General features: G+C 60.9%; 21 protein-coding genes. 14 read left to right on the top strand and 7 right to left on the bottom strand.

The features are described from left to right. The 3 genes from ABRP87_RS08730 to ABRP87_RS08720 all read right to left on the bottom strand — a co-directional run. Window positions 1-387, bottom strand: a 387-nt coding sequence (locus tag ABRP87_RS08730; RefSeq protein ID WP_349868363.1) for a TSUP family transporter, incomplete at its 3' end; no start/stop codon positions are given. A gap of 28 nt (window positions 388-415) precedes the next feature. Next, window positions 416-1,078, bottom strand: coding sequence for a TIGR03089 family protein (locus ABRP87_RS08725; RefSeq protein ID WP_349868359.1), 663 nt, complete (start codon window positions 1,076-1,078; stop codon window positions 416-418). A gap of 25 nt (window positions 1,079-1,103) precedes the next feature. Further along, complete coding sequence (locus tag ABRP87_RS08720; RefSeq protein ID WP_349868358.1) at window positions 1,104-2,735, bottom strand: LCP family protein; 1,632 nt, start codon at window positions 2,733-2,735, stop codon at window positions 1,104-1,106. A 134-nt stretch (window positions 2,736-2,869) separates the two neighbouring features. On the opposite strand from ABRP87_RS08720, the gene ABRP87_RS08715 reads away from it, so the two are divergent. The 3 genes from ABRP87_RS08715 (at window position 2,870) to ABRP87_RS08705 (ending at window position 5,698) form a co-directional block, all read left to right on the top strand. Beyond that, window positions 2,870-3,778: a glycosyltransferase family 2 protein gene (locus ABRP87_RS08715; protein ID WP_034659656.1), complete on the top strand. Its 909-nt coding sequence runs from the start codon at window positions 2,870-2,872 to the stop codon at window positions 3,776-3,778. 93 nt (window positions 3,779-3,871) lie between these two features. Further along, window positions 3,872-4,966, top strand: coding sequence for a mannose-1-phosphate guanylyltransferase (manB, locus tag ABRP87_RS08710; RefSeq protein ID WP_284609975.1), 1,095 nt, complete (start codon window positions 3,872-3,874; stop codon window positions 4,964-4,966). Between the two features lie 438 nt (window positions 4,967-5,404). Continuing rightward, window positions 5,405-5,698: a WhiB family transcriptional regulator gene (locus ABRP87_RS08705; protein WP_005277485.1), complete on the top strand. Its 294-nt coding sequence runs from the start codon at window positions 5,405-5,407 to the stop codon at window positions 5,696-5,698. Between the two features lie 84 nt (window positions 5,699-5,782). Here ABRP87_RS08705 and ABRP87_RS08700 read toward each other — a convergent pair whose 3' ends face one another. Further along, window positions 5,783-6,259, bottom strand: coding sequence for a metallopeptidase family protein (locus tag ABRP87_RS08700; protein ID WP_349868357.1), 477 nt, complete (start codon window positions 6,257-6,259; stop codon window positions 5,783-5,785). Between the two features lie 88 nt (window positions 6,260-6,347). On the opposite strand from ABRP87_RS08700, the gene ABRP87_RS08695 reads away from it, so the two are divergent. Then, window positions 6,348-6,845 carry a DUF3499 domain-containing protein gene (locus ABRP87_RS08695; protein ID WP_502879296.1) on the top strand — a complete coding sequence of 166 codons (498 nt, stop codon included), beginning with the start codon at window positions 6,348-6,350 and terminating at the stop codon, window positions 6,843-6,845. A gap of 107 nt (window positions 6,846-6,952) precedes the next feature. Beyond that, window positions 6,953-8,320 (top strand): phosphomannomutase/phosphoglucomutase, encoded by a 1,368-nt coding sequence (locus ABRP87_RS08690; protein ID WP_349868355.1) that lies wholly within the window; start codon window positions 6,953-6,955, stop codon window positions 8,318-8,320. A gap of 8 nt (window positions 8,321-8,328) precedes the next feature. Here ABRP87_RS08690 and ABRP87_RS08685 read toward each other — a convergent pair whose 3' ends face one another. After that, on the bottom strand, window positions 8,329-9,681 hold the full coding sequence (locus ABRP87_RS08685; protein ID WP_349868354.1) for an FAD-dependent oxidoreductase: 1,353 nt from the start codon (window positions 9,679-9,681) through the stop codon (window positions 8,329-8,331). A 307-nt stretch (window positions 9,682-9,988) separates the two neighbouring features. Between ABRP87_RS08685 and ABRP87_RS08680 the strand changes: the two genes are divergently transcribed. Genes ABRP87_RS08680 through ABRP87_RS08665 form a run of 4 tightly spaced genes read left to right on the top strand, consistent with a single transcriptional unit; the run spans window position 9,989 to window position 13,685 of the window. Continuing rightward, the gene (locus tag ABRP87_RS08680; protein WP_349868353.1) at window positions 9,989-11,665 is read left to right on the top strand and encodes a nitrite/sulfite reductase; all 1,677 of its coding nucleotides are present in this window, start codon (window positions 9,989-9,991) and stop codon (window positions 11,663-11,665) included. Continuing rightward, window positions 11,662-11,913, top strand: coding sequence for a hypothetical protein (locus tag ABRP87_RS08675; RefSeq protein WP_005277497.1), 252 nt, complete (start codon window positions 11,662-11,664; stop codon window positions 11,911-11,913). Before ABRP87_RS08680 ends, ABRP87_RS08675 begins: the two co-directional genes overlap by 4 nt. Before the next feature lie 9 nt (window positions 11,914-11,922). Continuing rightward, window positions 11,923-12,672, top strand: a complete 750-nt coding sequence (locus tag ABRP87_RS08670) for a sirohydrochlorin chelatase (RefSeq protein WP_005281758.1) — start codon at window positions 11,923-11,925, stop codon at window positions 12,670-12,672. Next, complete coding sequence (locus ABRP87_RS08665; RefSeq protein ID WP_349868352.1) at window positions 12,666-13,685, top strand: sulfite exporter TauE/SafE family protein; 1,020 nt, start codon at window positions 12,666-12,668, stop codon at window positions 13,683-13,685. Before ABRP87_RS08670 ends, ABRP87_RS08665 begins: the two co-directional genes overlap by 7 nt. Here the strand turns inward: ABRP87_RS08665 and cobA are convergent. Continuing rightward, a complete protein-coding gene (gene cobA, locus ABRP87_RS08660; RefSeq protein WP_349868351.1) occupies window positions 13,682-14,434 on the bottom strand; it encodes a uroporphyrinogen-III C-methyltransferase in 753 nt (250 codons plus the stop codon). The genes ABRP87_RS08665 and cobA overlap by 4 nt on opposite strands. Window positions 14,435-14,475: 41 nt before the next feature. Here cobA and ABRP87_RS08655 point away from each other — a divergent pair, with 41 nt between their 5' ends. Both ABRP87_RS08655 and manA read left to right on the top strand, forming a co-directional pair. Further along, on the top strand, window positions 14,476-15,525 hold the full coding sequence (locus tag ABRP87_RS08655; RefSeq protein WP_349868350.1) for an exopolyphosphatase: 1,050 nt from the start codon (window positions 14,476-14,478) through the stop codon (window positions 15,523-15,525). Between the two features lie 6 nt (window positions 15,526-15,531). Then, window positions 15,532-16,785 carry a mannose-6-phosphate isomerase, class I gene (gene manA, locus ABRP87_RS08650; protein WP_005281766.1) on the top strand — a complete coding sequence of 418 codons (1,254 nt, stop codon included), beginning with the start codon at window positions 15,532-15,534 and terminating at the stop codon, window positions 16,783-16,785. Window positions 16,786-16,904: 119 nt separating this feature from the next. On the opposite strand, the gene ABRP87_RS08645 is transcribed toward manA, so the two are convergent. Next, window positions 16,905-17,789, bottom strand: coding sequence for a hypothetical protein (locus ABRP87_RS08645; RefSeq protein ID WP_349868349.1), 885 nt, complete (start codon window positions 17,787-17,789; stop codon window positions 16,905-16,907). Window positions 17,790-18,001: 212 nt separating this feature from the next. Between ABRP87_RS08645 and ABRP87_RS08640 the strand changes: the two genes are divergently transcribed. From ABRP87_RS08640 to mtrA, 3 genes are all read left to right on the top strand, one after another. Continuing rightward, the gene (locus tag ABRP87_RS08640) at window positions 18,002-18,355 is read left to right on the top strand and encodes a DUF4259 domain-containing protein (protein ID WP_005277508.1); all 354 of its coding nucleotides are present in this window, start codon (window positions 18,002-18,004) and stop codon (window positions 18,353-18,355) included. 64 nt (window positions 18,356-18,419) lie between these two features. After that, window positions 18,420-19,034, top strand: coding sequence for a dTMP kinase (locus ABRP87_RS08635; RefSeq protein ID WP_349868348.1), 615 nt, complete (start codon window positions 18,420-18,422; stop codon window positions 19,032-19,034). Window positions 19,035-19,037: 3 nt separating this feature from the next. Next, on the top strand, window positions 19,038-19,730 hold the full coding sequence (mtrA, locus tag ABRP87_RS08630) for an MtrAB system response regulator MtrA (protein WP_005281774.1): 693 nt from the start codon (window positions 19,038-19,040) through the stop codon (window positions 19,728-19,730). Window positions 19,731-19,775: the final 45 nt, after the last annotated feature.

Below are 19,775 nucleotides of genomic sequence, written 5' to 3'. Positions count from 1 at the left end.
TAAGAGACAGGGCTCGGGGCTCCAGCCGAGGCTGGAGAGGGACATCGCCAAGAGCACGGCGCAGCCGATGAAGATGGACAGGCCGTCGTGTGAGAGGGATGCGATCGCCCACGCACCGGCGAACGAGCCCGGAATGCGGGCGATGACGGATATGCCGACCAAGCGCCATGAGGTTTCGCGGTAGGTTCGCGCCAGCGTATAGATGGAAATGCACAGCGCTAGGAGCAAGATGAGCGTGGGGACTAAATCTGGGCGCAAGAGCGCGACTATGGGGGTGGCGATGGTGCCGAGCCCAAAGCCGATCGAGCCCTGAGTGATAGTGCCGACCAAGATGAGCACACCAATAAAGATGTAGACCCACGCGTCTGAAGAGATTCCCAAGAACATGATGGAAGGCAAGTATAGGGCACTTAACCTACAGCCGGGCAGTTACTTTCTCATTCGCTGCAATTTCATCCAGGCGGGACGCGGGGCAGAGTCCAGCGACGATGACGGCAGAGCCACCGGCGGCTAAGGGCTCGAGGACGGCGCGAGTGAAGGAAGCTTTGTCGCTCCACCCAGTAGACAGCAACCGCTCGGCACTCGCGGGCGGGGTCACCAACTCTGGCAGGGGTTGGGTTTCACCGAAGTATTGGTCGCCATAAAAACGGACGGTGGGGCCGAAGTCAATGGCACCGGTGGGCAGATCCCCGCCGGATTCGACGATGCCACGGCCAAAGGGATCATCGCTGATGAGCACGATATCGGCCTGCGGCTGCCGCTCTTGGGCTGAAAGGTAGCGGGAGGGGGAGGTAAAGACGACGTCGGCAAGCGCGGCCGACTCACCGAAATCAAAGGTGGGCCCGGCGGCGAGGGCGCCTAAGGCAATGACGGCGGCCTGCCACGAGGTGGGCACATCGATGGCGATGGTGGAATCCGGCTCCAAGTCGAGCTCTTCTTCCAACATATTGGCGATCTTGGCCACCCAGTTATCTAGGGTCTGCGCGGAAAAATCCATGCGTGCGCCGGTGGATTCGTTATAAACAGTCAGCCGCGGGGTGGCGGCATCGGCGTTTAAAAGATGGGCGAGTAGTTCCATACCCGCCCATCGTAGGCCAGCCTGCTTAGTTCACGCAGCGCGGTCCGTCGCCGCCGGCGTCGATTTCAGGGGAAACCTTGTTGGCGCCGAAGTCATTGCCCGGGGTGCCTACCAGGTCGGTATCTTCCTCGGCCGCGGATTCCTCGGCGCTTGCTTCCTCATCGGAGGGGCCCTGGTAATCATCGGTGGCCACGACGAGCAAGGTATTGTCATCGAGCTGCGGGTTTTCTACCACCGGCAGGCCACCGAGCTTTTCCGCCAGCTTCTTGGCATCTTCGCTATCGGGATCCGCGGCCACGACCTGGGACTCGGAGTAGATGCCGGGCTGGGCGTTGGCGGAGCGCTCGACGGTATAGCCGGTGTTTTCCAGCCAGGTGCCGATGCCGGCGGCCAAGCCATCGATATTGCCGGCATTGAGGACGTGGACCTCGTTATCGGAGTTGATATCAGCATCATGCTCCGGCGCGTCTTCTGTCTTCTCGTCCTTCTCGGCCGCCTCTTCTTCGGCTTCCTCGTGCGACTTGGCCAGATCCTCCATAAAGCGGTGAACCTCATTGGTATCGATGGTGACGATGGATTCGCCGTAATCGCCGCGGCCATCGATGGAGGTGACCGGGATGGTGGTGAAGGTGACATTGCCGCCGGCCAGGCCGGCCAGCTGGGTGACGAAGCCCATGATGTCCCAGCCATCATCGATGACCACGGAGCGCTCCACGGCCTTAGCAATCTTGGAGAGCTTAGACGGGCTGGTCAGCGTGTCATTATCGAGTACCTTCTTAACCAGCGAGGCCATATACGCCTGCTGGCGCACGATGCGGTCGAGGTCACCGCGCGGCAGGTTATAGCGCTGGCGCACGAAGGTCAGCGCCTTCGCGCCATCGAGGGTCTGGGTCCCCTTGTGGAATTTGGCGCCGGACATCTCGTCCTCAACATCTTCGTTGAGGCACACGTCGACGCCACCGACGGCATCAGTAAGCAGCGTAAAGCCCAGCAAGCCCACCTCGGCGTAGTGGTCAATGGATACGCCGGTCAGGGAGTGCACCATCTTGAGCAGGCCTTCGCGGCCTGCTTCCACGCCGTGCTTTTCGATGTCCTTATCCGAATACGGTTTCTTCTCACCCTGCGCCTCCGCCTCGGCGTTTTCCTGCTGGAGCTCCTGGACTTTGTCGTTTTTGTGCGAGGCGTAGACGGCATTGATCTTCATATTGCCGTAGTCCGGGTCGTTGACATAGGTATCGCGCGGAATGGAGACAGCCGTAGCACGCGAGCCGTCTTCCGGAATGCGCACGAGCATGATGGTGTCGGTATTTTCCTCGCCCTCGGCAACGCCGGCGTGGAGATCCGCCAACTCCTTTTCGGAGAGCGGGTTGCCCTGGGCATCGGTACGCGAGTCCTTGCCCACGAGCAAGATATCGGCGGCGCCGTCCAAGGAAGGATCGGATAAACCATCCTCGCCCAAGGATAGGTCCGAGGCGGAGGACATGCCCGTATCCAAGCGTCCCACCGTGGCATAGCCCACGCCGGAGACAGCTAGGATGAGGACAGAAATGACGGCCACGATGGTTTTGGTGGCCGTGGAACCCTTTTGCTTAACCGCGCTAGCGGCAGAGGGCGCGGGTTGGATATTGCGCGCCCGGCGAGTGTTCTCAGAAGTCACAAGTGAAGGCTTTCTACTTTCCGGGGATCTGGAGATAGTTTAGGGGAGATCTCGCCAAAATTAAGGATCCGTGACCAGTTTCGCGTGTTTGAAACAGTGTCTGTCTCCTGACGCGGCCTCTGGCATGACTAAGCTTGGGGCCCATTGTGACTACTGAAACTACAGCTCCGCTCGCCGTTATCACTGTGACTTATAATCCCGGTGAGTACTTGGCGCGCTTTATAAGCTCCCTGCCGGACGCCTGCGTTAACGGCACCGAGGTGATACTGGCGGATAATGGTTCGACCGATGGCGTCCCCGAAGCCGCCGCTGCAGAAAAAGAAGACGTACACTTCCTCGATACCGGCGGCAATATTGGTTACGGCGCCGGCATGAATGCCGGCGCGCGGTGGGTGCGCGAGAACCGACGCGTAGATGATGAGTTCTTCCTTATCTCTAACCCGGATGTCACCTTTAGTAAAGGCGCAATTGACCAGATGATTGCGTGCGCGCGCCGCTGGCCGGACGCCGCCGCGGTGGGCCCGCGCATCGTGGAACCGGACGGCAGCAACTATCCGTCCGCTCGGTCGGTGCCGAATATATCCACGGGCATCGGGCACGCGCTGTTTTCCAACCTATGGCCGTCTAATCCATGGACGCGCACGTACCGTAACGATGCCGATATGTCCGTCCAACGCCCCGCCGGGTGGTTATCCGGATCCTGCCTCTTGGTGCGCTGGGATGCCTTCGATGCCATTGGCGGCTTTGATGAGCGTTACTTCATGTACTTGGAGGATGTGGACTTAGGTGATCGCTTCGCCCGCGCCGGGTACCAAAACATTTTCTGCCCAGAAGCCGTCATCAGCCACGCCAAGGGACATTCCACCCAGGCGCACGCCGGGGCGATGCTGCGCGCGCACCACAGTTCCGCGTACCGCTTCCAGGCGGACCGTCACCCGGCGTGGTGGCAGGCCCCGCTGCGCGCCGCGCTGTGGCTGGGATTGCAGGCGCGGGGAGCGGTGACGGCCGCTCGCGCCAGTACGGCCAAAGATTCGGAGGCCTGAAGCGCGTGCCGTTGACCTGGTTTCTGGCCGCGGCCGCATACACTGACCCTCGAAAAACCTCAGAATAAGATTGTCTGCATACAAAGGATGACTATGACTGAAGCAGCCACCACTCACGGTGCCACCACCGATGCGGTGATTTTGGTGGGCGGGCGCGGTACCCGCCTGCGCCCACTGACCATTGGTACGCCCAAGCCCATGCTGCCGACGGCAAACTACCCGTTCCTGCAGCACCTGCTCGCCCGCATCAAGGCCGCGGGCATTGAGCACGTGGTGATGTCCACCTCGTACAAGGCAGAGGTTTTCGAGGAATACTTTGGCGATGGCTCCGAGCTCGGCCTGGACATCGAATACGTGGTGGAAGAAACCGCGCTGGGCACCGGCGGCGGTATCCGCAACGTCTATGACAAGCTGCGCAATGACACCGTCATGGTCTTCAACGGCGATGTTCTTTCCGGCATGGATCTAGAGGGCATTTTGACCACGCACCACAACAAGGGTGCCGATGTCACCATGCACCTGCTCAACGTGGCGGATCCGCGCGCCTTCGGCTGCGTGCCCACGGATTCTGAGGGCCGGGTCACGGCCTTTTTGGAAAAGACCGAGGATCCACCAACCAACCAGATCAACGCCGGCTGCTACGTCTTTGACCGCTCCGTTATCGAATCCATCCCGGCAGACCGCGTAGTCTCGGTCGAGCGCGAGACCTTCCCGGGCTTGCTTGCCGATGGCCGCTTGGTCGTCGGCCACGTCGATAACTCCTACTGGCGCGATATGGGCCGCCCCGATGACTTCACCCGCGGCTCCTCCGACCTGGTGCGCGGCATCGCGCCATCGCCGCTCTTGGAAGGCCGCACCGGCGAATCCCTCGTGGAATCCTCGGCCGGCATTGCCGGCGGCGTGCTGCTGCTATCTGGCACCGCGGTGGGCCGCGGATCCGAGGTGGGCGCCGGCTCCCGCCTCGAGGGAACGGTGGTCTTTGACGGCGTGCGCATCGAACCAGGCGCCATTATCCACAACTCCATCATTGCCTCGGGCGCACACATCGGTGCCAATGCGGTCATCGAAAACTGCGTCATCGGCGAAGGCGCCCACGTTGGTGCCCGCTGTGAGCTTGTGGACGGCATGCGGGTCTTTCCCGGTGTGACCATCCCCGATGCCGGCATTCGCTTTAGCTCCGACGCCTAAAGCGCCCGCCACCTACCCTCCGCACCTCCTGCAGCTCGGCCGCGAGCGCGGTGCGGAGGGCTTTGTGATCCCCGCCCGGCTGAGATTTTGGGAGACACGCCGATACTTCCTGAAAATTGTTGACAGAAAAACCGGGCACCACTATATCTAGTACCCCCTACCTATACCCCCGGATGGCACCGGGTGTTACTAATGTGACGGATGGGGATCGTGTGCAGCGTTTTTGCGATAAAGCGCGAAAAAGGCACTAATTCAGGTTGACGATATTTAGTGATCCGGTGTGAAATTACATCAGTGCAAGAAACGGCGACCGACGCACTTGTTTTCACGGATTGGCTCGCGGGTTGACCGCGATTCAGCCGCACTTCAGCCTCGTGTACAGTCGGTTGCACTGATTAGGATTACCCAACCTCGGAGAAAGGAAAAGGCGTGGACAAAATGGCTAATAACAACGCCATTCTCCGTGGCGGTGCTGCTGCAGAGGTATCGCTCGATGAACTCTTCGGTGCCGTCGAGCAGGAGTGGCAGGATCAAGCGTTGTGCGCGCAGACGGATCCAGAGGCATTCTTCCCTGAAAAGGGAGGTTCCACCCGTGAGGCAAAGCGTATCTGCCAAGCCTGCGCGGTGCGCGATGAGTGCCTGGAATACGCGCTGGAGCACGATGAACGCTTCGGAATTTGGGGCGGGCTTTCGGACCGCGAACGCCGCCGCCTCAAACGCGAGATTGGTTAACTAAGTTGTGTGCTCTAGCCCTTGGCTGCGCCCCCTGAGCGGTGCGGTCAAGGGCTAGAGTTTTCTTTGTGGTGAGAAACCTCCCTACCAGCCATAGCGCGGGTCTACCTCCTCTGGAGCGAGGTTTAAGTAATTGGCCACCAGGGCGGTAATGACCGTGCCGAGGAGCTCCGCGCGCTCGGCGGAGGTGACAGCACGCTGCTCAATGGGCATGCGGAAGATAACGAGCCGGGCGCGGGTAGGGGTGCCAGCAGAATCGACACCGGCGGGCACGATGCGACCGAGCGGCACTGGCCCATCGGCAATGATTTCATCCGGCAGCACCGTCATATCGGCAGAAAGGCGCATGCGCGGGATGGTATCTACCGCAAGATCGAGCCCGCGCAATTGCGGGGCGAAGGCGTGTTGAATGGGTGCGTAGGCCTCGAGGACGGCGGCATCGAAAAGCTCGCGGGCGCTGCGGTAGCGCGGGGTTTGCTGCGGTAGCAAGGGCCCGTGCAGCCCGCGCCCGTGGCGGTCGCGGGCGGGGCGAATATGCGGGCGGGGGCGAGCGGCGGTCATGGCGTTGATTCTAAAGCTCTATGGCTGCGCAATAAGTGCAGCCACGCCGGGGAAGTACTATCTAAATCTCAACCAAGGGTTTAGACTATTGCCCGTGACTGAATCTCGCCATTGCTCCCGCCCAGGCTGCGGCCGACCCGCCGTGGCGACGTTGACCTATGCATATGCGGATCAAACCGCAGTGGTTGGACCGCTGGCAGAAGAGGATAACCCGCACAGCTGGGATCTCTGCAGCACCCACCGCGACCGCATCTCTGCGCCGGTGGGCTGGGAGCTGGTGCGCGTAGACCGCATCGAGCTCGACGAGGATGACGACCTTATGGCCCTGGCCCAAGCGGTCAAGGAAGACGGCAGGGTGACCACTGGGCTTGTCGATGACCGCAGCGCCGGCTCCGGGGCAGATCCCATTGATTACGCCGCCACCTTCGATGGCGCTGATCCCGCCAATTCCAACCACCCGGTATTTCGCACCCGCCGCGTGGCCTATGCCAAAAAGGCCCGCCGCGCTCACCTGTCCGTCGTTCCTGATGCGCAGAGCGAAGATAATCCTGCCGAGAAGCAGGACACGGACACCGAATCTGATTAAACCAAGGGCGCTGAGCACAGCGCCTGAGAAAGCTCGCGCTAGCTAGCCGCAGACACGGAAGGAGCACTGCGCTAGTTGCCCGCAGCCGGGGAGTAATATTGCGAGGTATGCGAACTCGTGAGCATCTTGATGCAGTGATTAAGGCCTATGACGTCCGTGGCGTGGTGGGCGAAGATATCGATGAAGACTTCGTGCGCGATACTGGTGCCGCCTTTGCCGCAATCCTGCGCGAAGAAGGCGAAAACACCGTGGCTGTAGGCCACGATATGCGCCCGTCTTCTCCCGCGTTGGCGCAAGCCTTTGCTGAAGGCGTGGTGAGCCAAGGCCTCCATGTGACGCTTTTGGGGCTTACCTCTACCGATGAGCTCTACTATGCGGCGGGTTCTATGGAGTGCGCGGGCGCGATGTTTACCGCCTCCCACAACCCGGCGAAGTACAACGGCATCAAGCTCTGCCGCGCCGGTGCCGTCCCCGTGGGGCAACAGACTGGGTTGGAAGAGATTAAGCAGATGCTTATCGATGGCACCCCAAGCTACGACGGCCCCCATGGAGCCATCGCCGAGCAGGAAATCCTGACCGGCTACGCGGACTTCCTACGCCACCTCGTGCCGCTGGAAGATTCCAAGCCGCTGGTCGTGGCTGTCGATGCCGCCAATGGCATGGGCGGGCACACCGTCCCCGCCGTTTTCGATGGCCTGCCCTTCGATGTCCGCGATCTTTACTTCGAGCTCGACGGCACCTTCCCCAACCATGAGGCGAACCCGCTGGATCCCAAGAACTTGGTAGATCTGCAGAAATTCACCGTAGAGCAAAACGCCGATATCGGCCTTGCCTTCGACGGCGACGCGGACCGTTGCTTCGTGGTGGATGAAAAGGGCCAGCCGGTATCGCCGTCTGCCATCTGTGCGCTGGTGGCTAGCCGCTACTTGGATAAATTCCCAGGCGCGACCATCATCCACAACCTGATTACCTCCAAGACGGTGCCGGAGCTCATCGCGGAAAAGGGCGGTACCGCCGTGCGCACGCGCGTGGGCCACTCCTTTATTAAGGCCCAAATGGCCGAGCACAAGGCGGCCTTTGGTGGCGAGCACTCCGCGCACTACTACTTCCAGGAATTCTGGAATGCCGATTCCGGCATGCTGGCCGCCATGCACGTGCTAGCCGCGCTGGGGCAGACGGATAAGCCGCTCAGCGAGCTCATGGCGGAGTACTCCCGCTATGAGGCCTCCGGGGAGATTAACTCCACCGTGGCGGATCAAAAGGCCGCTACTCAGGCCGTGCTCGATGAGCTGGCGGATAAGATTGAATCCGTCGATGAGCTCGATGGCGTTACGGTCGAGCTCAAGGGCACGGATGCCTGGTTCAATGTGCGCGCTTCCAATACTGAGCCGCTGCTGCGACTCAATGTTGAGGCGAAGACCTCCGAAGAAGTCCAGCAGATCGTAGACGAGGTCCTCGCCATCATCAGGCGCTAACTGCTGAATTACTGCGCGCGGGAGTGGGCGACCATGTCCTCCCACTCCACGTACTTCTTTCGCTCGCGGCCTTCGCGCTCGCCCAAAGCGCGCTCTGCGGCATCGAGGCGCTGCCAATCCTGCCAGGTGAGGTAGTCGATGCCCTTATCCGCGAAGGCTTCGGTGATGTCCCCGGCGGTGGGGGACGGTAGGGTGCCCGCGGCGGCATCATCAAGCAGCATGCCAATGGTTTCGCTGGCATCGGACTTAGTATTGCCAATCAGGCCCACGGGCCCGCGTTTTACCCAGCCGGTGGTGTAGAGGCCGGGCACGATGGCGTCCTCTTCGTCGATGACGTGGCCGCCGTCATTGTTGATGACGTTTTTCTCGCTATTAAATGGCACGCCGTCCACGGCGTCCGAGCGGTAGCCCGTGGCAAAGTAAACCGCTTGCACCGGCCACGTGGTGAATTTACCCGTCCCGCGCACGTTGCCATCGCCGGTCAGCTCGGTGCGCTCCGTTTTAATCCCGCTGACTCGGCCATTTTCACCGAGGATCTCCACAGGCTGCTCAAATAGGTGGATCTGCAGTGTATGCGGGGCCTTTTTAGGATCGCGAATGGCATATTGCTCAAGAACCTGGCAGACCAAATCCGTGGACTTGCTGGAAGCGCGCGCCTCTAGCGAGGCTTCATCGTAATCAATATCTTCGGGGGAGACGACCACATTGATGTTTTCCGAGTGGTCGAGCTCTTTGAGTTCTTGCGGGGTGAACTTAGCCTGGGCGGGCCCGCGGCGCCCGAAGACGCGCACGGTCTCTGCCTTATTTTGTGCCAGCGAATCGTAGACATTATCGGCGATTTCGGTCACCTTGAGCTCATCGCCAGTCTTGGCCAAGATGCGCGAGACATCCAGTCCCACATTGCCCACGCCGATGACGGCGACCTCGCGGGCGGAGAGATCCCATTCGCGCTCAAAGCGCGGATTGCCGTCATAAAAGCCCACGAACTCACCGGCGCCGTGCACGCCCTGCAGCTGCGCGCCCGGAATATCGCGGTGGCGATCGCCTACTGCGCCGGTGGCAAAGACGACGGCTTCGTAGTGCTGCTGCAACTCGTCCACCGTGATATCGCGGCCGATGTGCACGTTGGTAAGCAGGCGAATCTGCTCCGTATCTAAGACGCGGTGCAGGGATTTAATGATTCCTTTAATGCGTGGATGGTCAGGGGCCACGCCGTAGCGGATGAGACCGAAGGGCGCGGGCATTTGCTCAATGAGATCGATGTGCACGTTTCCGCCGGTCTTTTTCACCAAGATATCGGAGGCGTAAATGCCAGCGGGGCCGGCACCGATGACGGCAACGTTTAAGGGTTTATCTGACACGGTAATTTTGCCTTTCTAGTGTGCGTATTCTCCCGCGACGCTGCGAGGAGGAATGGTGCTCCTCAACGAAAATGCGCAAACAGACTAATTGGTCTATTTGCAGCGGGTGAGCGCGGGATTTCTCTTAAGAGAGTGAACCGTATGGTCTGTTTGCGCACAAGCGGAATAATTAGATTCTTTATTAAACCTTCTCAAAGTGCAGGTCATAGCTTTGGGAAAAGTGAAAATAAAACAGACCGCGTTGTCTGCAATCTATAGACGGGTAGGTTTTCCCTCAACGCTTTGAAAGGGAGGTCTACACCACATTATGGCTACCGCAACAACGACCAAACGCAAGCCACGTGCCAATAAGCCCGAGGGCCAGTGGAAAATTGACGGTAAGGAACCGTTGAATAACGATGAGGCCATCAAAAAGGATGATGGTGGCCTCTCTGCCAAGCAGCGCGTGATAGACATCTACTCCAAGCAGGGATTTTCCTCCATCCCGCCGGAGGATTTAGCACCGCGCTTTAAATGGTTGGGGCTGTATACCCAGCGCAACCAGAACCTGGGCGGGGAGATGACTGCCAAGCTATCCAACGCGGAACTGCAAGATGAATACTTCATGATGCGCGTGCGCTTCGATGGCGGCCGCGCCGATCCAGCCAAGCTGCGCGCGGTGGGAGAAATCTCGCGCGATTATGCCCGCTCCACCGCGGACTTTACGGACCGCCAGAATATTCAGCTGCACTGGATTCAGATCGAAGACGTGCCGACCATCTGGGACAAGCTCGAATCTGTGGGCCTGGGCACCTTAATGGGCTGCGGCGATGTGCCGCGCGTCATCTTGGGCTCGCCGGTCGCCGGGGTAGCCGAGGATGAAATTATCGATGCCACCCCAGCCATCGAAGAGATTAAGAATAATTACTTACCGCGCGAGGAGTTCCACAACCTTCCCCGCAAGTTCAAAACCGCCATTTCCGGCAATGCGCGCCAGGACGTTACGCACGAAATCCAAGACGTTGCCTTTGTAGGCGTCAACCACCCCGAATATGGCCCCGGTTTCGATTGCTTCGTGGGCGGGGGACTATCCACCAACCCGATGCTCTCGCAATCCTTGGGGGCGTGGGTGCCGCTCGAGCGCGTGCCGGAAGTATGGGCCGGCGTCGTCAGCATCTTCCGCGACTATGGCTTCCGCCGCAACCGCAATCGCGCACGCCTGAAGTTCTTGGTGGCTAAATGGGGCATCGAAAAGTTCCGCCAGGTCCTCGAGGAGGAATACTTGGAGAAGCCGTTGGCCGATGGCATCCCGCTCGAGGTCAACCCCGGCAGCCGCGATCACCTGGGCGTGCACCGGCAAAAGGACGGCAAGTTCTACGTCGGCGTGAAACCCACCGTGGGCCACGCGACGGGCGAGCAGCTCATTGCCATTGCCGATGTCGCAGAAAAATTTGGCATTTCGCGCATCCGTACCACCCCGATGAAGGAATTGCTCTTCCTCGATGTGGAAGAAGACGATATTCCGGCGCTCTCCCGCGCGCTGGATGAAACGGGCTTGTATTCCCAGCCTACGGAGTTCCGCCGGGGTGTCATTTCCTGCACCGGACTGGAATTTTGCAAGTTGGCGCACGTGACCACGAAGGCCCGCGCCATCGAATTGGTGGACATTCTCGAAGACACCCTGGGGGATTTGGATGTACCCATTTCCATCGCCTTGAATGGCTGCCCCAATGCGTGCGCGCGTTCCCAGGTATCCGATATCGGGCTTAAAGGCCAGATCGTCACCGATGCCGATGGCAACCGCGTCGAGGGATTCCAGGTCCACTTGGGCGGTGCCCTCGGCCTGTCCCCCGACTGGGGCCGCAAGCTCCGCGGGCACAAGGTCGTGGCCGATGAAGTGCCGGACTACGTCATCCGGCTGGTCAATAAGTATAAGGAACAACGCGAAGAAGGCGAGCAGTTCCGCCACTGGGTACTGCGCGCCGAGGAGGAAGATCTGCAGTGAATTTTCGCCGTAAGCCTAATCCCAATCGCAACCACCCCACCTTTTGCCCGTACTGCGCCGGCACCGATCTTTTCCCCGATGAAGAAGACGACTTTGCCTGGAACTGCCAGGAGTGCCTGCGCGTATTTTCGGTCCGCTTCCACGGCCAAGACGATGCCCCCGTGGCACCGGCCCCAGCCGTCTCTTCCACCGAGGCCCTCCAGCGCTCCCTAGCCCGCCGCGGACACTCCACGGCTCCAGTGGATTAAGGATGCACCATGACCGCACTCATCACCTTGTCCCACGGCTCGCGCCACCCGGGCGCCGCCGCCGGCATTGAACGGCTCACCCAGGCCGCTGCCGCCGCGATACCAGCTCGCCCGGTTTATCGTGCGGCGCACCTGGAGTTCAATACTCCCGATCTCACCGCAGCTGCGGTCGACCTCGCCCGTTGTGGGGAGGATACGGCCGTAGTCATTCCACTGCTTTTTACCCAGGGCTACCACCAGCGCGTTGACGTTCCCCGCGTTATCGCTGCGGCCGAACAGGCCTCAGGCCTGCGCTTGGTGCAAGGTGAGTGCTTAGGCGGAGGGAACTCCGGAGGGCGCGCCGCAGAGCATGGCGTACGAGATGCGGACAGGCGGGAAGCAGGGGAAGAGGAACTGGCGGCGGTACTCGCGGCGCGCGCCAGGCCTGCAGATACCCACCACGTCATCTACTCCGTCGGTTCCTCTGACGCTGCGGCCAATGATTCCATCCGCCGGCTCGCCGCTCGGGTATCCCTGCTCACCGGCGTACCCGCCACGGCCGCGTTCGCCACCCGCGGTGGCAGCAATGACATTCATGCACTGGCAAGGAGCACTGCGCGAATGCGGGTTATCCCGCTCTTTGTAACCGCAGGACTGCTCCTTAAACCACTGTCATCTACCCCCAGCAATGTCACCGTCGATCCCGTTCTTGGTACCGATCTCGCTGGCATCGTTGCTGCCCACTATCACATCGCCCAGGAGGTCGGTGTCCCATGCTAACCCTTATTTTAATCGCCGTGGCCGGTGCGGCCGCCCAGCTTGTCGATGGCGGCATCGGCATGGGCTTCGGCGTCACCTCAACCACCATCCTTCTCCTCGCGGGCCTTGGGCCTGCCCAAGCCTCCGCCGTCGTCCACACAGCCGAGCTAGGAACCACCGCAATGTCTGGCCTGAGCCACGCCCGCTTTGGCAATGTGGATTGGAAAACCGTCTTCCGGCTGGGCGTGCCGGGGGCCATCGCGGCGTTTATCGGCGCCACCGTGCTCTCCAATATCTCCACCGATGCGGCCGCTCCCATTACCGCGCTCATCTTGGTGGCCATCGGCAGCAACCTCATCTGGCGCTTTTCCCGCCCGCGCCGGGCGAAGTTTGTGCAAAAGCGCAGCCATTCCACCCCATTTTTGATCGGGCTCGGTTCCGTTGGCGGCTTCGTTGACTCCACCGGTGGCGGCGGCTGGGGTCCGGTATCCACCTCCACGCTCATGGCGATTGGCCGCGAGCAGCCCCGCCGCATCGTCGGCACGGTAAATACCGCCGAATTCTTGGTCACACTGGGCGCCACCCTCGGCTTCGTCGTTGGATTGTGGCAGGATATCGTCGCCAACCTCTCCGCCGTGCTGGCCCTGCTCATCGGCGGGTCCATCGCCGCCCCGATTGCGGCATGGGTGATTTCCCGGATCGAGCCGGTCGTCCTCGGTGGCCTCGTGGGTACGGCCATCGTGGCTCTCAATATCGGCAAGGTCTTAGGCGGGCTAGAAACCTACTTCGGGCTGACGGTACCGGGCTTCGTCTCCCCGCTGCTCATGGTCCTAGTCCTCGTCGTGGGCATTTCCGCCACCATCCACGGTGCGCGCGCTACCCGGGCAGCCCGCGCGAGGGAGCTGGAGGCCGAAAACGCCGAAACCAAGGCGCACGCGGAATTTCATGCCGCAGGTTTTGCACACAGCGCGGCCGGTGCCTCCAAGGACGTGAGCGCCGTGGAGGAATCCGCACCGCGGGCGGATAAAGCCTAATCCTCGGCCGGGTTGAGGCCGGCAACCTCGCCAATGACATACACAGCGGGGGAGGAGACGTTATTGTCCTCCATCGTCTGCGCAAGGTGTTCTAGATCGCAGCGAAATTCCCGCTGCGTATCCAGGGTGCCCTCCTGAATAATCGCGCACGGCGTCGACCCAGCAAGCCCGCCTTTTTGCAATGCCCTGGCAATCGCCGGGGCATTTTTCACGCCCATGATTATGGACAAGGTCGCACCTGACTGGGCCAGGGCATGCCAATCCACCAGGGACTTCTCGTGACCAGGCGGCAGATGCCCTGATACGACGGTAAAGCCGTGAACCATTCCGCGCTGGGTGACGGGGATGCCAATGCCCGCGGGCACGGAAACCGCGGAGGTCACCCCTGGGATGACGGTGGTGGGGATAGATGCCTGGGTTAAGGCCTGTACTTCTTCAAAGCCGCGGCCGAACACGAAAGGATCTCCGCCCTTCAGCCGCGCTACCTTCCGGCCGGCTTGGGCGTGCTCGATGAGCAGCTCGTTGATCTTGTCCTGGGTAATGGACTTCTTGTAGGGCAGCTTGGAGACATCGATAAGCTCCTTGGCGGAGATATTGCAGAGCTTATCCAACTGCGGGGCAGGGCCTAGGTGATCGGTCAGGATGACCTCGGCCTCCTGCAAGGCGTGCATGCCGCGAACCGTAATCAGGTCCCACGCGCCGGGGCCGCCACCGATAAGGGATACGGGGTGAATCTGTGCGGACGTCATGCCGCACCATCATAGTGGGAGCCAGACTATGCTTGAGCGATATGGATAACGGTTTCACTGATGGTTCCGCCTATGACACCGAAACGGTGCGATTTTTTGATGTCGCCCACGAGGGCGCGCAGATTCGTCTGCTCGCCGGGCAAATGGGGCGCTGGGGTGAGATCCTCAACGGGCTCAACCCGCGCTCCCTGGTCATCCTGCCCACCGATGCCATCGCCCGCGAGGCAGCGCACCTCGGCGTCGGCTTGGCCGAACCGCTGCGCATTCCGCTGGTGGTGACGGAATCGCTGCCGCAATACGTGGGCGCGCTCGATATCGTCGTGGCGGTGGGCGAGCCCGCAGAATGCGATTGGGCCTCCCGCGCGCTCATCGCGGCAAGCCAGCGTGGCGCCACCACCATCTTGGTGGGCCCGGCAAGCGGCCCCTTGGTAGAGGATTGCCCGGAAGACACCCTGATTGCCCCGTCGCTTCCCACCGCAGAGGGCTGCTCGCCGGCGCGGTTTATCACGGCCCTGTACGCGCTGTGCAGCATCGTGCATACCTCCCCACACGCGGTGCACGAGGAGCTAGAGGATCTAGCCGCCGCCGTGGACCGCGAGATTGAGCAGCTTTCGCCAGAGCGCGATGATGCCATCAATCCCGGCCGGCAGCTGCGCGAATACGCCGAGGGCGCGCGGATTATCCACTCCTGCGTCATCGATCCCTACGCGTATGCCGAGCGCCGCGAGCGCGTACACATCGATACCTTGGTCGCCCGTATGGCAGCAACCATCTGGGCCGTGCACGGGTTGCCCGGCACCTTTGTCGAGCCCGCTGACCTGCGCGGCGCACTCGATCGGGGTGCTGAATCCAGTACGGCGCCCGCGCCTGCCGATGACCTTTTCTACGACCCCTTCATCGACGGTGCTGGCGCGGATGTACCTTTGATACCCTTGAAGGTGATTTTCTGGGGGCAGGAAGAGGCGAACCTGCCCAACTCGCTTGCAGTCCGCAGCACCGACCCGGAACCGGGCCTTGGGCATCTTGCCCGCTCACTGCAGCTTATTACGCGGAGTTTTGCCGCGACCGCCTACGAGATTTCTAAAGGATAGAAATAAATGCAATTACTGGAAGGCGCTACCCGCAACTACTCGTGGGGTTCGCGCACCCTCATCCCTGAGCTGCGGGGCGAAGAAGCCGCAGAAAAGCCGGTGGCTGAACTCTGGTTTGGCGCCCACCCGGGCGATCCCTCCACGGTGGATGGCCAGCTTCTCAATGAGGTTATTGCGGCGGATCCAGAAGGCCAGCTGGGCGCTCGAGTCTATAAAGAATACGGCGAGAACCTGCCGTTCCTGCTGAAGATCCTTGCCGCCGAAGATCCGCTGTCTTTGCAGGCCCACCCGTCTAAGGAGCAGGCCGAGGAGGGTTTCGCCCGCGAAAACGAAGCGGGCATTGCCCTGCAGGCCGCAAACCGCAATTACAAGGACGATAACCACAAGCCGGAACTTATCGTGGCTCTTTCGGATTTCTACGCCATGGCCGGTTTCCGTCCCCTTGCACAAACCCGCGAGCTCTTTGCCGCCCTGCAGTGCCCAGAGCTTGAGCGCTACCTGGCCATGCTTGACGATGATCCCGAGGAATCCTCCGAGTCCGCCAACCTCCGGGTGCTTTTTACCACGTGGATTACCATCCCGTCGGCCAAGCGCAAGGAGCTCATTAAGGCCATCGTCGCCGCCGGTGAGCGCCTGATCACCGCCGATCCCACGGACTGGAAGGCGCGGGTCATGGCTACGGTGGTGGACCTTAATGACCGCTATCCTGGCGATATCGGCGTGCTTGGTGCGCTCTTGCTCAACCACATCGAGCTTGCCCCAGGCGAAGCCGTCTACCTCGATGCCGGACAACTCCACGCGTATGTCTCCGGACTTGGCGTAGAAATCATGGCCAATTCCGATAATGTTTTGCGCGGCGGGTTGACCCCGAAATTCGTGGATGTACCGGAGCTAGTCAAGGTCTTGACCTACGCGGCCGCCACTGAGCCGCGGGTGCAGCAAAAGGATAAGCAGCACCAGGACAATGTCCACGGCGCCGCGGCATGGTCCTATCCGGTGCCCATTGATGAATTCCTGCTCGACCGCGCCGAGCTCGGGCCGGATTCTTCCGTCGACCTCGACTATGACGGCCCCACCATCGCCTTGTGCACCGGTGGGTCCCTCAACCTGCGCAATGCTGCGGGCGAGGAATTGATCCTTTCCCCGGGCCAGGCCGCATGGCTGCCGGCCTCCGACGGCATGGTTACCGCCCAGGCTCACGCTGTAGAAAAGGAAAATCCTGAGGGCAGCACGGCGCAATTATTCGTCGCCCGAGTCTAAGCGGCCTCACAACTATGCCCCCTTGCTGGAAAATCCCAGCAAGGGGGCATTTTTAGGTGCTGGCCACGGTTGGGCCGGGACTAGCTCTTCATCACCAGTGCGCTAGCCGTGGTGAGGATTTAGCGCGCAGTAGAAGAACTGGCGGCTGAGCTTCCCGTTGCCGGGAGATCCGTGGGTTCTTGGTTTCCTGGCTGCTGCTGCGTTGGGGCAAGCTTCTCGGTTGCCTGTGGCTCGGCGTGCGACTTATTCTTCGTCTGCGGTGCACCAGAAGGCGCGCCCGCTCCCGCGCCGTGTCCCTCCGTGGTGGGATCGGGAGCCGACGGGGTGCGCTGCGTGCTCGACTCGGGACGAGGCTTGTGCGGAGCCTGCGTCGCTGGCGGCGCCGGGGTACCGGATTCGGCCGGCTCCTCCGGCTTACCAGGCTTGCCAGGCTCGCCACCCTGATCGTCCTGACCAGGCTTCTCTTTGCCCGGGGCGGGGGCGGGCGCCGGTGAGCTCGGTGCCGGGGACGACGGTGCTAGGTTATCCGGCTTGCTGGGGTTATCCGGGACCGCCTGCATGGTGCCGGTGCCTGTGCCGTTACCATTCTGCGGCAGCTGCCCGCCCTGGTTGGAGGGCGCATTATTAACGGAAGTGCCTGGCGAGTACACATTGTCGGGACGGTACACCTTGGTAGGGCGGGTGGCTGCGTGGGGATGCGTGACTGCATTGGGCGCCAAGTATGGGTCCGTTGATTCAGGGTGTTGGTGGTCTGATTCACCGGCGCCAGAATTGGCCTCTGCGGGGGCAGAGTTTTCCGTCGAGGGCTTCTTATGCGTCGACGATGAGGTCGATTCTTCAGCGGACGTATTTTTTGGTGCCACGGTAGAGGTAGGGGACTCATTCGCGGCATTGGAGTAACGGGCGCTCGGCGTGCTCATGCGCCACACGCCCACTCCCACGACGACGGCGGCGATAAGGCCGAGCACGATGAAGACGTACACGCGACGTGAATCTGGTTTCATCGTGCCCTCCTTTCTTGGTTGCATAGGGTGGGTAACAAGTTGATAACGAGAGTATCATGTATTGGAATTTCCGCGATAGGCTGCGGATTCCGTGATATGTAAACAACGCGAAGATGAGAAAAGGCAGTGCCTATGCAATCCTTTTCATGCCCGATTTTTCTCCGCCGGAAAAGCGTGTATAAATGGCGCTAAACCCGTCGAAGGAGTGAGAAATGAGCAGCTGGGACGAAGAGATTTTTAGCACCGATCTCAACGTGGATTTTTTAGATGAATTGGCAAACCTCGATGAAGAAGGGGTAATCCGCGCTGTGCAGGATGCCTGCGAGGTAGCCCGCAGCAAGGACGATATAACCGAAGAGGAACAGCTCAACGCCCACGCTGCGGCCACGATCGCCGCCATTTGGGCGGGCGCGCCGTTCAGTGCCAGCGAAACCGTCGAGGACTACCCCTATATTAGGGACTTGGTGGGAACCGTTGACGATACCTTGACCGAAAATGCCCTCGAGATCTTGGACACCGTCGAAGAAGACTACGACGTGGAACCGTTTATCGAGGCACTTTCTTAAAAAACCACCTCCCTCGGTGCCAAAGGCGCCGCCACAGAGCAGAAAGGATTCTGCGTATCTCACCATGCTCATAAGCATTGAAGGCATCGACGGCGCCGGAAAAAATACGCTTGCGACCGCAGTGCGAGACGCCCTCCAAGTCTCGGTAAGGACCGTATCCTTTCCGCGCTATGACACCTCCATCCACGCGCAGCTCGCGCGCGAGGCGCTGTACGGAAAGATGGGCGATCTCACGGATTCGGCCTACGGCATGGCCACGCTCTTCGCCCTCGACCGCTTTGGGATAAAAGAGGAATTGCTGGCGGCGAAGGAAACCCGCGAGGTTGTGATCTTGGATCGCTATGTGGCCTCCAATGCCGCTTATTCCGCGGCCCGGTTGCGCGACGATAGCCTCTTCCAGTGGGTCCACGATCTAGAATTTGGCACCTTGGGCCTGCCGAAAGCGGACCTGCAGGTGTATGTGGATACGGCGGTGGAGGTGGCATCGGCAAGAGCGCAGTCTCGGGCCGCCACCGATTCCACCCGCGAGCGCGACCACTATGAACGCGATGGGGGATTGCAGGAGCGCACCGCCGCCGCCTACCGGCGCTTGGTCGAATCCGGTTGGGGTGGGCGCTGGATCGCCACCGCCGATGCGGATACTATTACGGCAGCAATAAATGACCTTGTAGGAGATTAAAACGTGGCGCCAACGATTTTGGTCGTGGATGATGATCCAGCGATCTCGGAAATGCTGACCATTGTCCTTGAATCTGAGGGACTAAACCCCGTCCCCGTCATGGATGGCAACGATGCCGTTCCTGCCTTCCGCGAGCACGAACCGGATCTCATCCTTTTGGACCTCATGCTGCCGGGCATGAATGGTGTGGATATCTGCCGCACCATCCGGCGCGAGTCCGCGGTGCCCATCGTCATGCTGACCGCCAAGACCGATACCGTGGACGTGGTCTTGGGGCTTGAATCCGGCGCGGATGATTACATCACCAAGCCCTTTAAACCGAAGGAACTCATCGCCCGCATTCGGGCGCGCCTGCGCCGCACCGATTCCGCGGAACCGGAAACCCTTGAGGTCGCTGATCTCATCATCGACGTGCCGGAGCACACGGTGCGCCGTACCGATGGCACCGAATTAAACCTGACCCCGCTGGAGTTCGATCTCCTGCTGGAAATGGCGCGGCACCCAGGGCAGGTGCATACCCGCGAGTCGCTGCTGGAATCCGTCTGGGGCTACCGCAATGCCTCCGATACTCGTTTGGTTAACGTGCACGTGCAGCGCCTGCGCGCCAAGATCGAGCACGATCCGGAAGATCCGCAGATCGTGCTGACCGTGCGCGGCGTGGGGTATAAGACCGGCAAGGCCGGTGCCGGGGAGTAAGGAAACATCAGAATTCTGGACCGCGTGCGGCGCATTCGTGACGCC

The sequence above is a fragment of the Corynebacterium sp. KPL2830 genome, assembly GCF_040225635.1.
GTDB lineage: Bacteria > Actinomycetota > Actinomycetes > Mycobacteriales > Mycobacteriaceae > Corynebacterium.
Note: the sequence above shows the minus strand (reverse complement) of the source record. Positions and strands in the feature narration are given on the sequence as shown.

What these genes read in the sequence shown, in the direction of transcription:
- ABRP87_RS08725 (WP_349868359.1), bottom strand. Translation starts at nt 1,078, where the DNA reads ATGGAACTACTCGCCCATCTTTTAAACGCCGATGCCGCCACCCCGCGG.
- manB (WP_284609975.1), top strand. Translation starts at nt 3,872, where the DNA reads ATGACTGAAGCAGCCACCACTCACGGTGCCACCACCGATGCGGTGATT.
- ABRP87_RS08705 (WP_005277485.1), top strand. Translation starts at nt 5,405, where the DNA reads ATGGCTAATAACAACGCCATTCTCCGTGGCGGTGCTGCTGCAGAGGTA.
- ABRP87_RS08700 (WP_349868357.1), bottom strand. Translation starts at nt 6,259, where the DNA reads ATGACCGCCGCTCGCCCCCGCCCGCATATTCGCCCCGCCCGCGACCGC.
- ABRP87_RS08690 (WP_349868355.1), top strand. Translation starts at nt 6,953, where the DNA reads ATGCGAACTCGTGAGCATCTTGATGCAGTGATTAAGGCCTATGACGTC.
- ABRP87_RS08680 (WP_349868353.1), top strand. Translation starts at nt 9,989, where the DNA reads ATGGCTACCGCAACAACGACCAAACGCAAGCCACGTGCCAATAAGCCC.
- ABRP87_RS08670 (WP_005281758.1), top strand. Translation starts at nt 11,923, where the DNA reads ATGACCGCACTCATCACCTTGTCCCACGGCTCGCGCCACCCGGGCGCC.
- ABRP87_RS08665 (WP_349868352.1), top strand. Translation starts at nt 12,666, where the DNA reads ATGCTAACCCTTATTTTAATCGCCGTGGCCGGTGCGGCCGCCCAGCTT.
- cobA (WP_349868351.1), bottom strand. Translation starts at nt 14,434, where the DNA reads ATGACGTCCGCACAGATTCACCCCGTATCCCTTATCGGTGGCGGCCCC.
- ABRP87_RS08655 (WP_349868350.1), top strand. Translation starts at nt 14,476, where the DNA reads ATGGATAACGGTTTCACTGATGGTTCCGCCTATGACACCGAAACGGTG.
- manA (WP_005281766.1), top strand. Translation starts at nt 15,532, where the DNA reads ATGCAATTACTGGAAGGCGCTACCCGCAACTACTCGTGGGGTTCGCGC.
- ABRP87_RS08645 (WP_349868349.1), bottom strand. Translation starts at nt 17,789, where the DNA reads ATGAAACCAGATTCACGTCGCGTGTACGTCTTCATCGTGCTCGGCCTT.
- ABRP87_RS08640 (WP_005277508.1), top strand. Translation starts at nt 18,002, where the DNA reads ATGAGCAGCTGGGACGAAGAGATTTTTAGCACCGATCTCAACGTGGAT.
- ABRP87_RS08635 (WP_349868348.1), top strand. Translation starts at nt 18,420, where the DNA reads ATGCTCATAAGCATTGAAGGCATCGACGGCGCCGGAAAAAATACGCTT.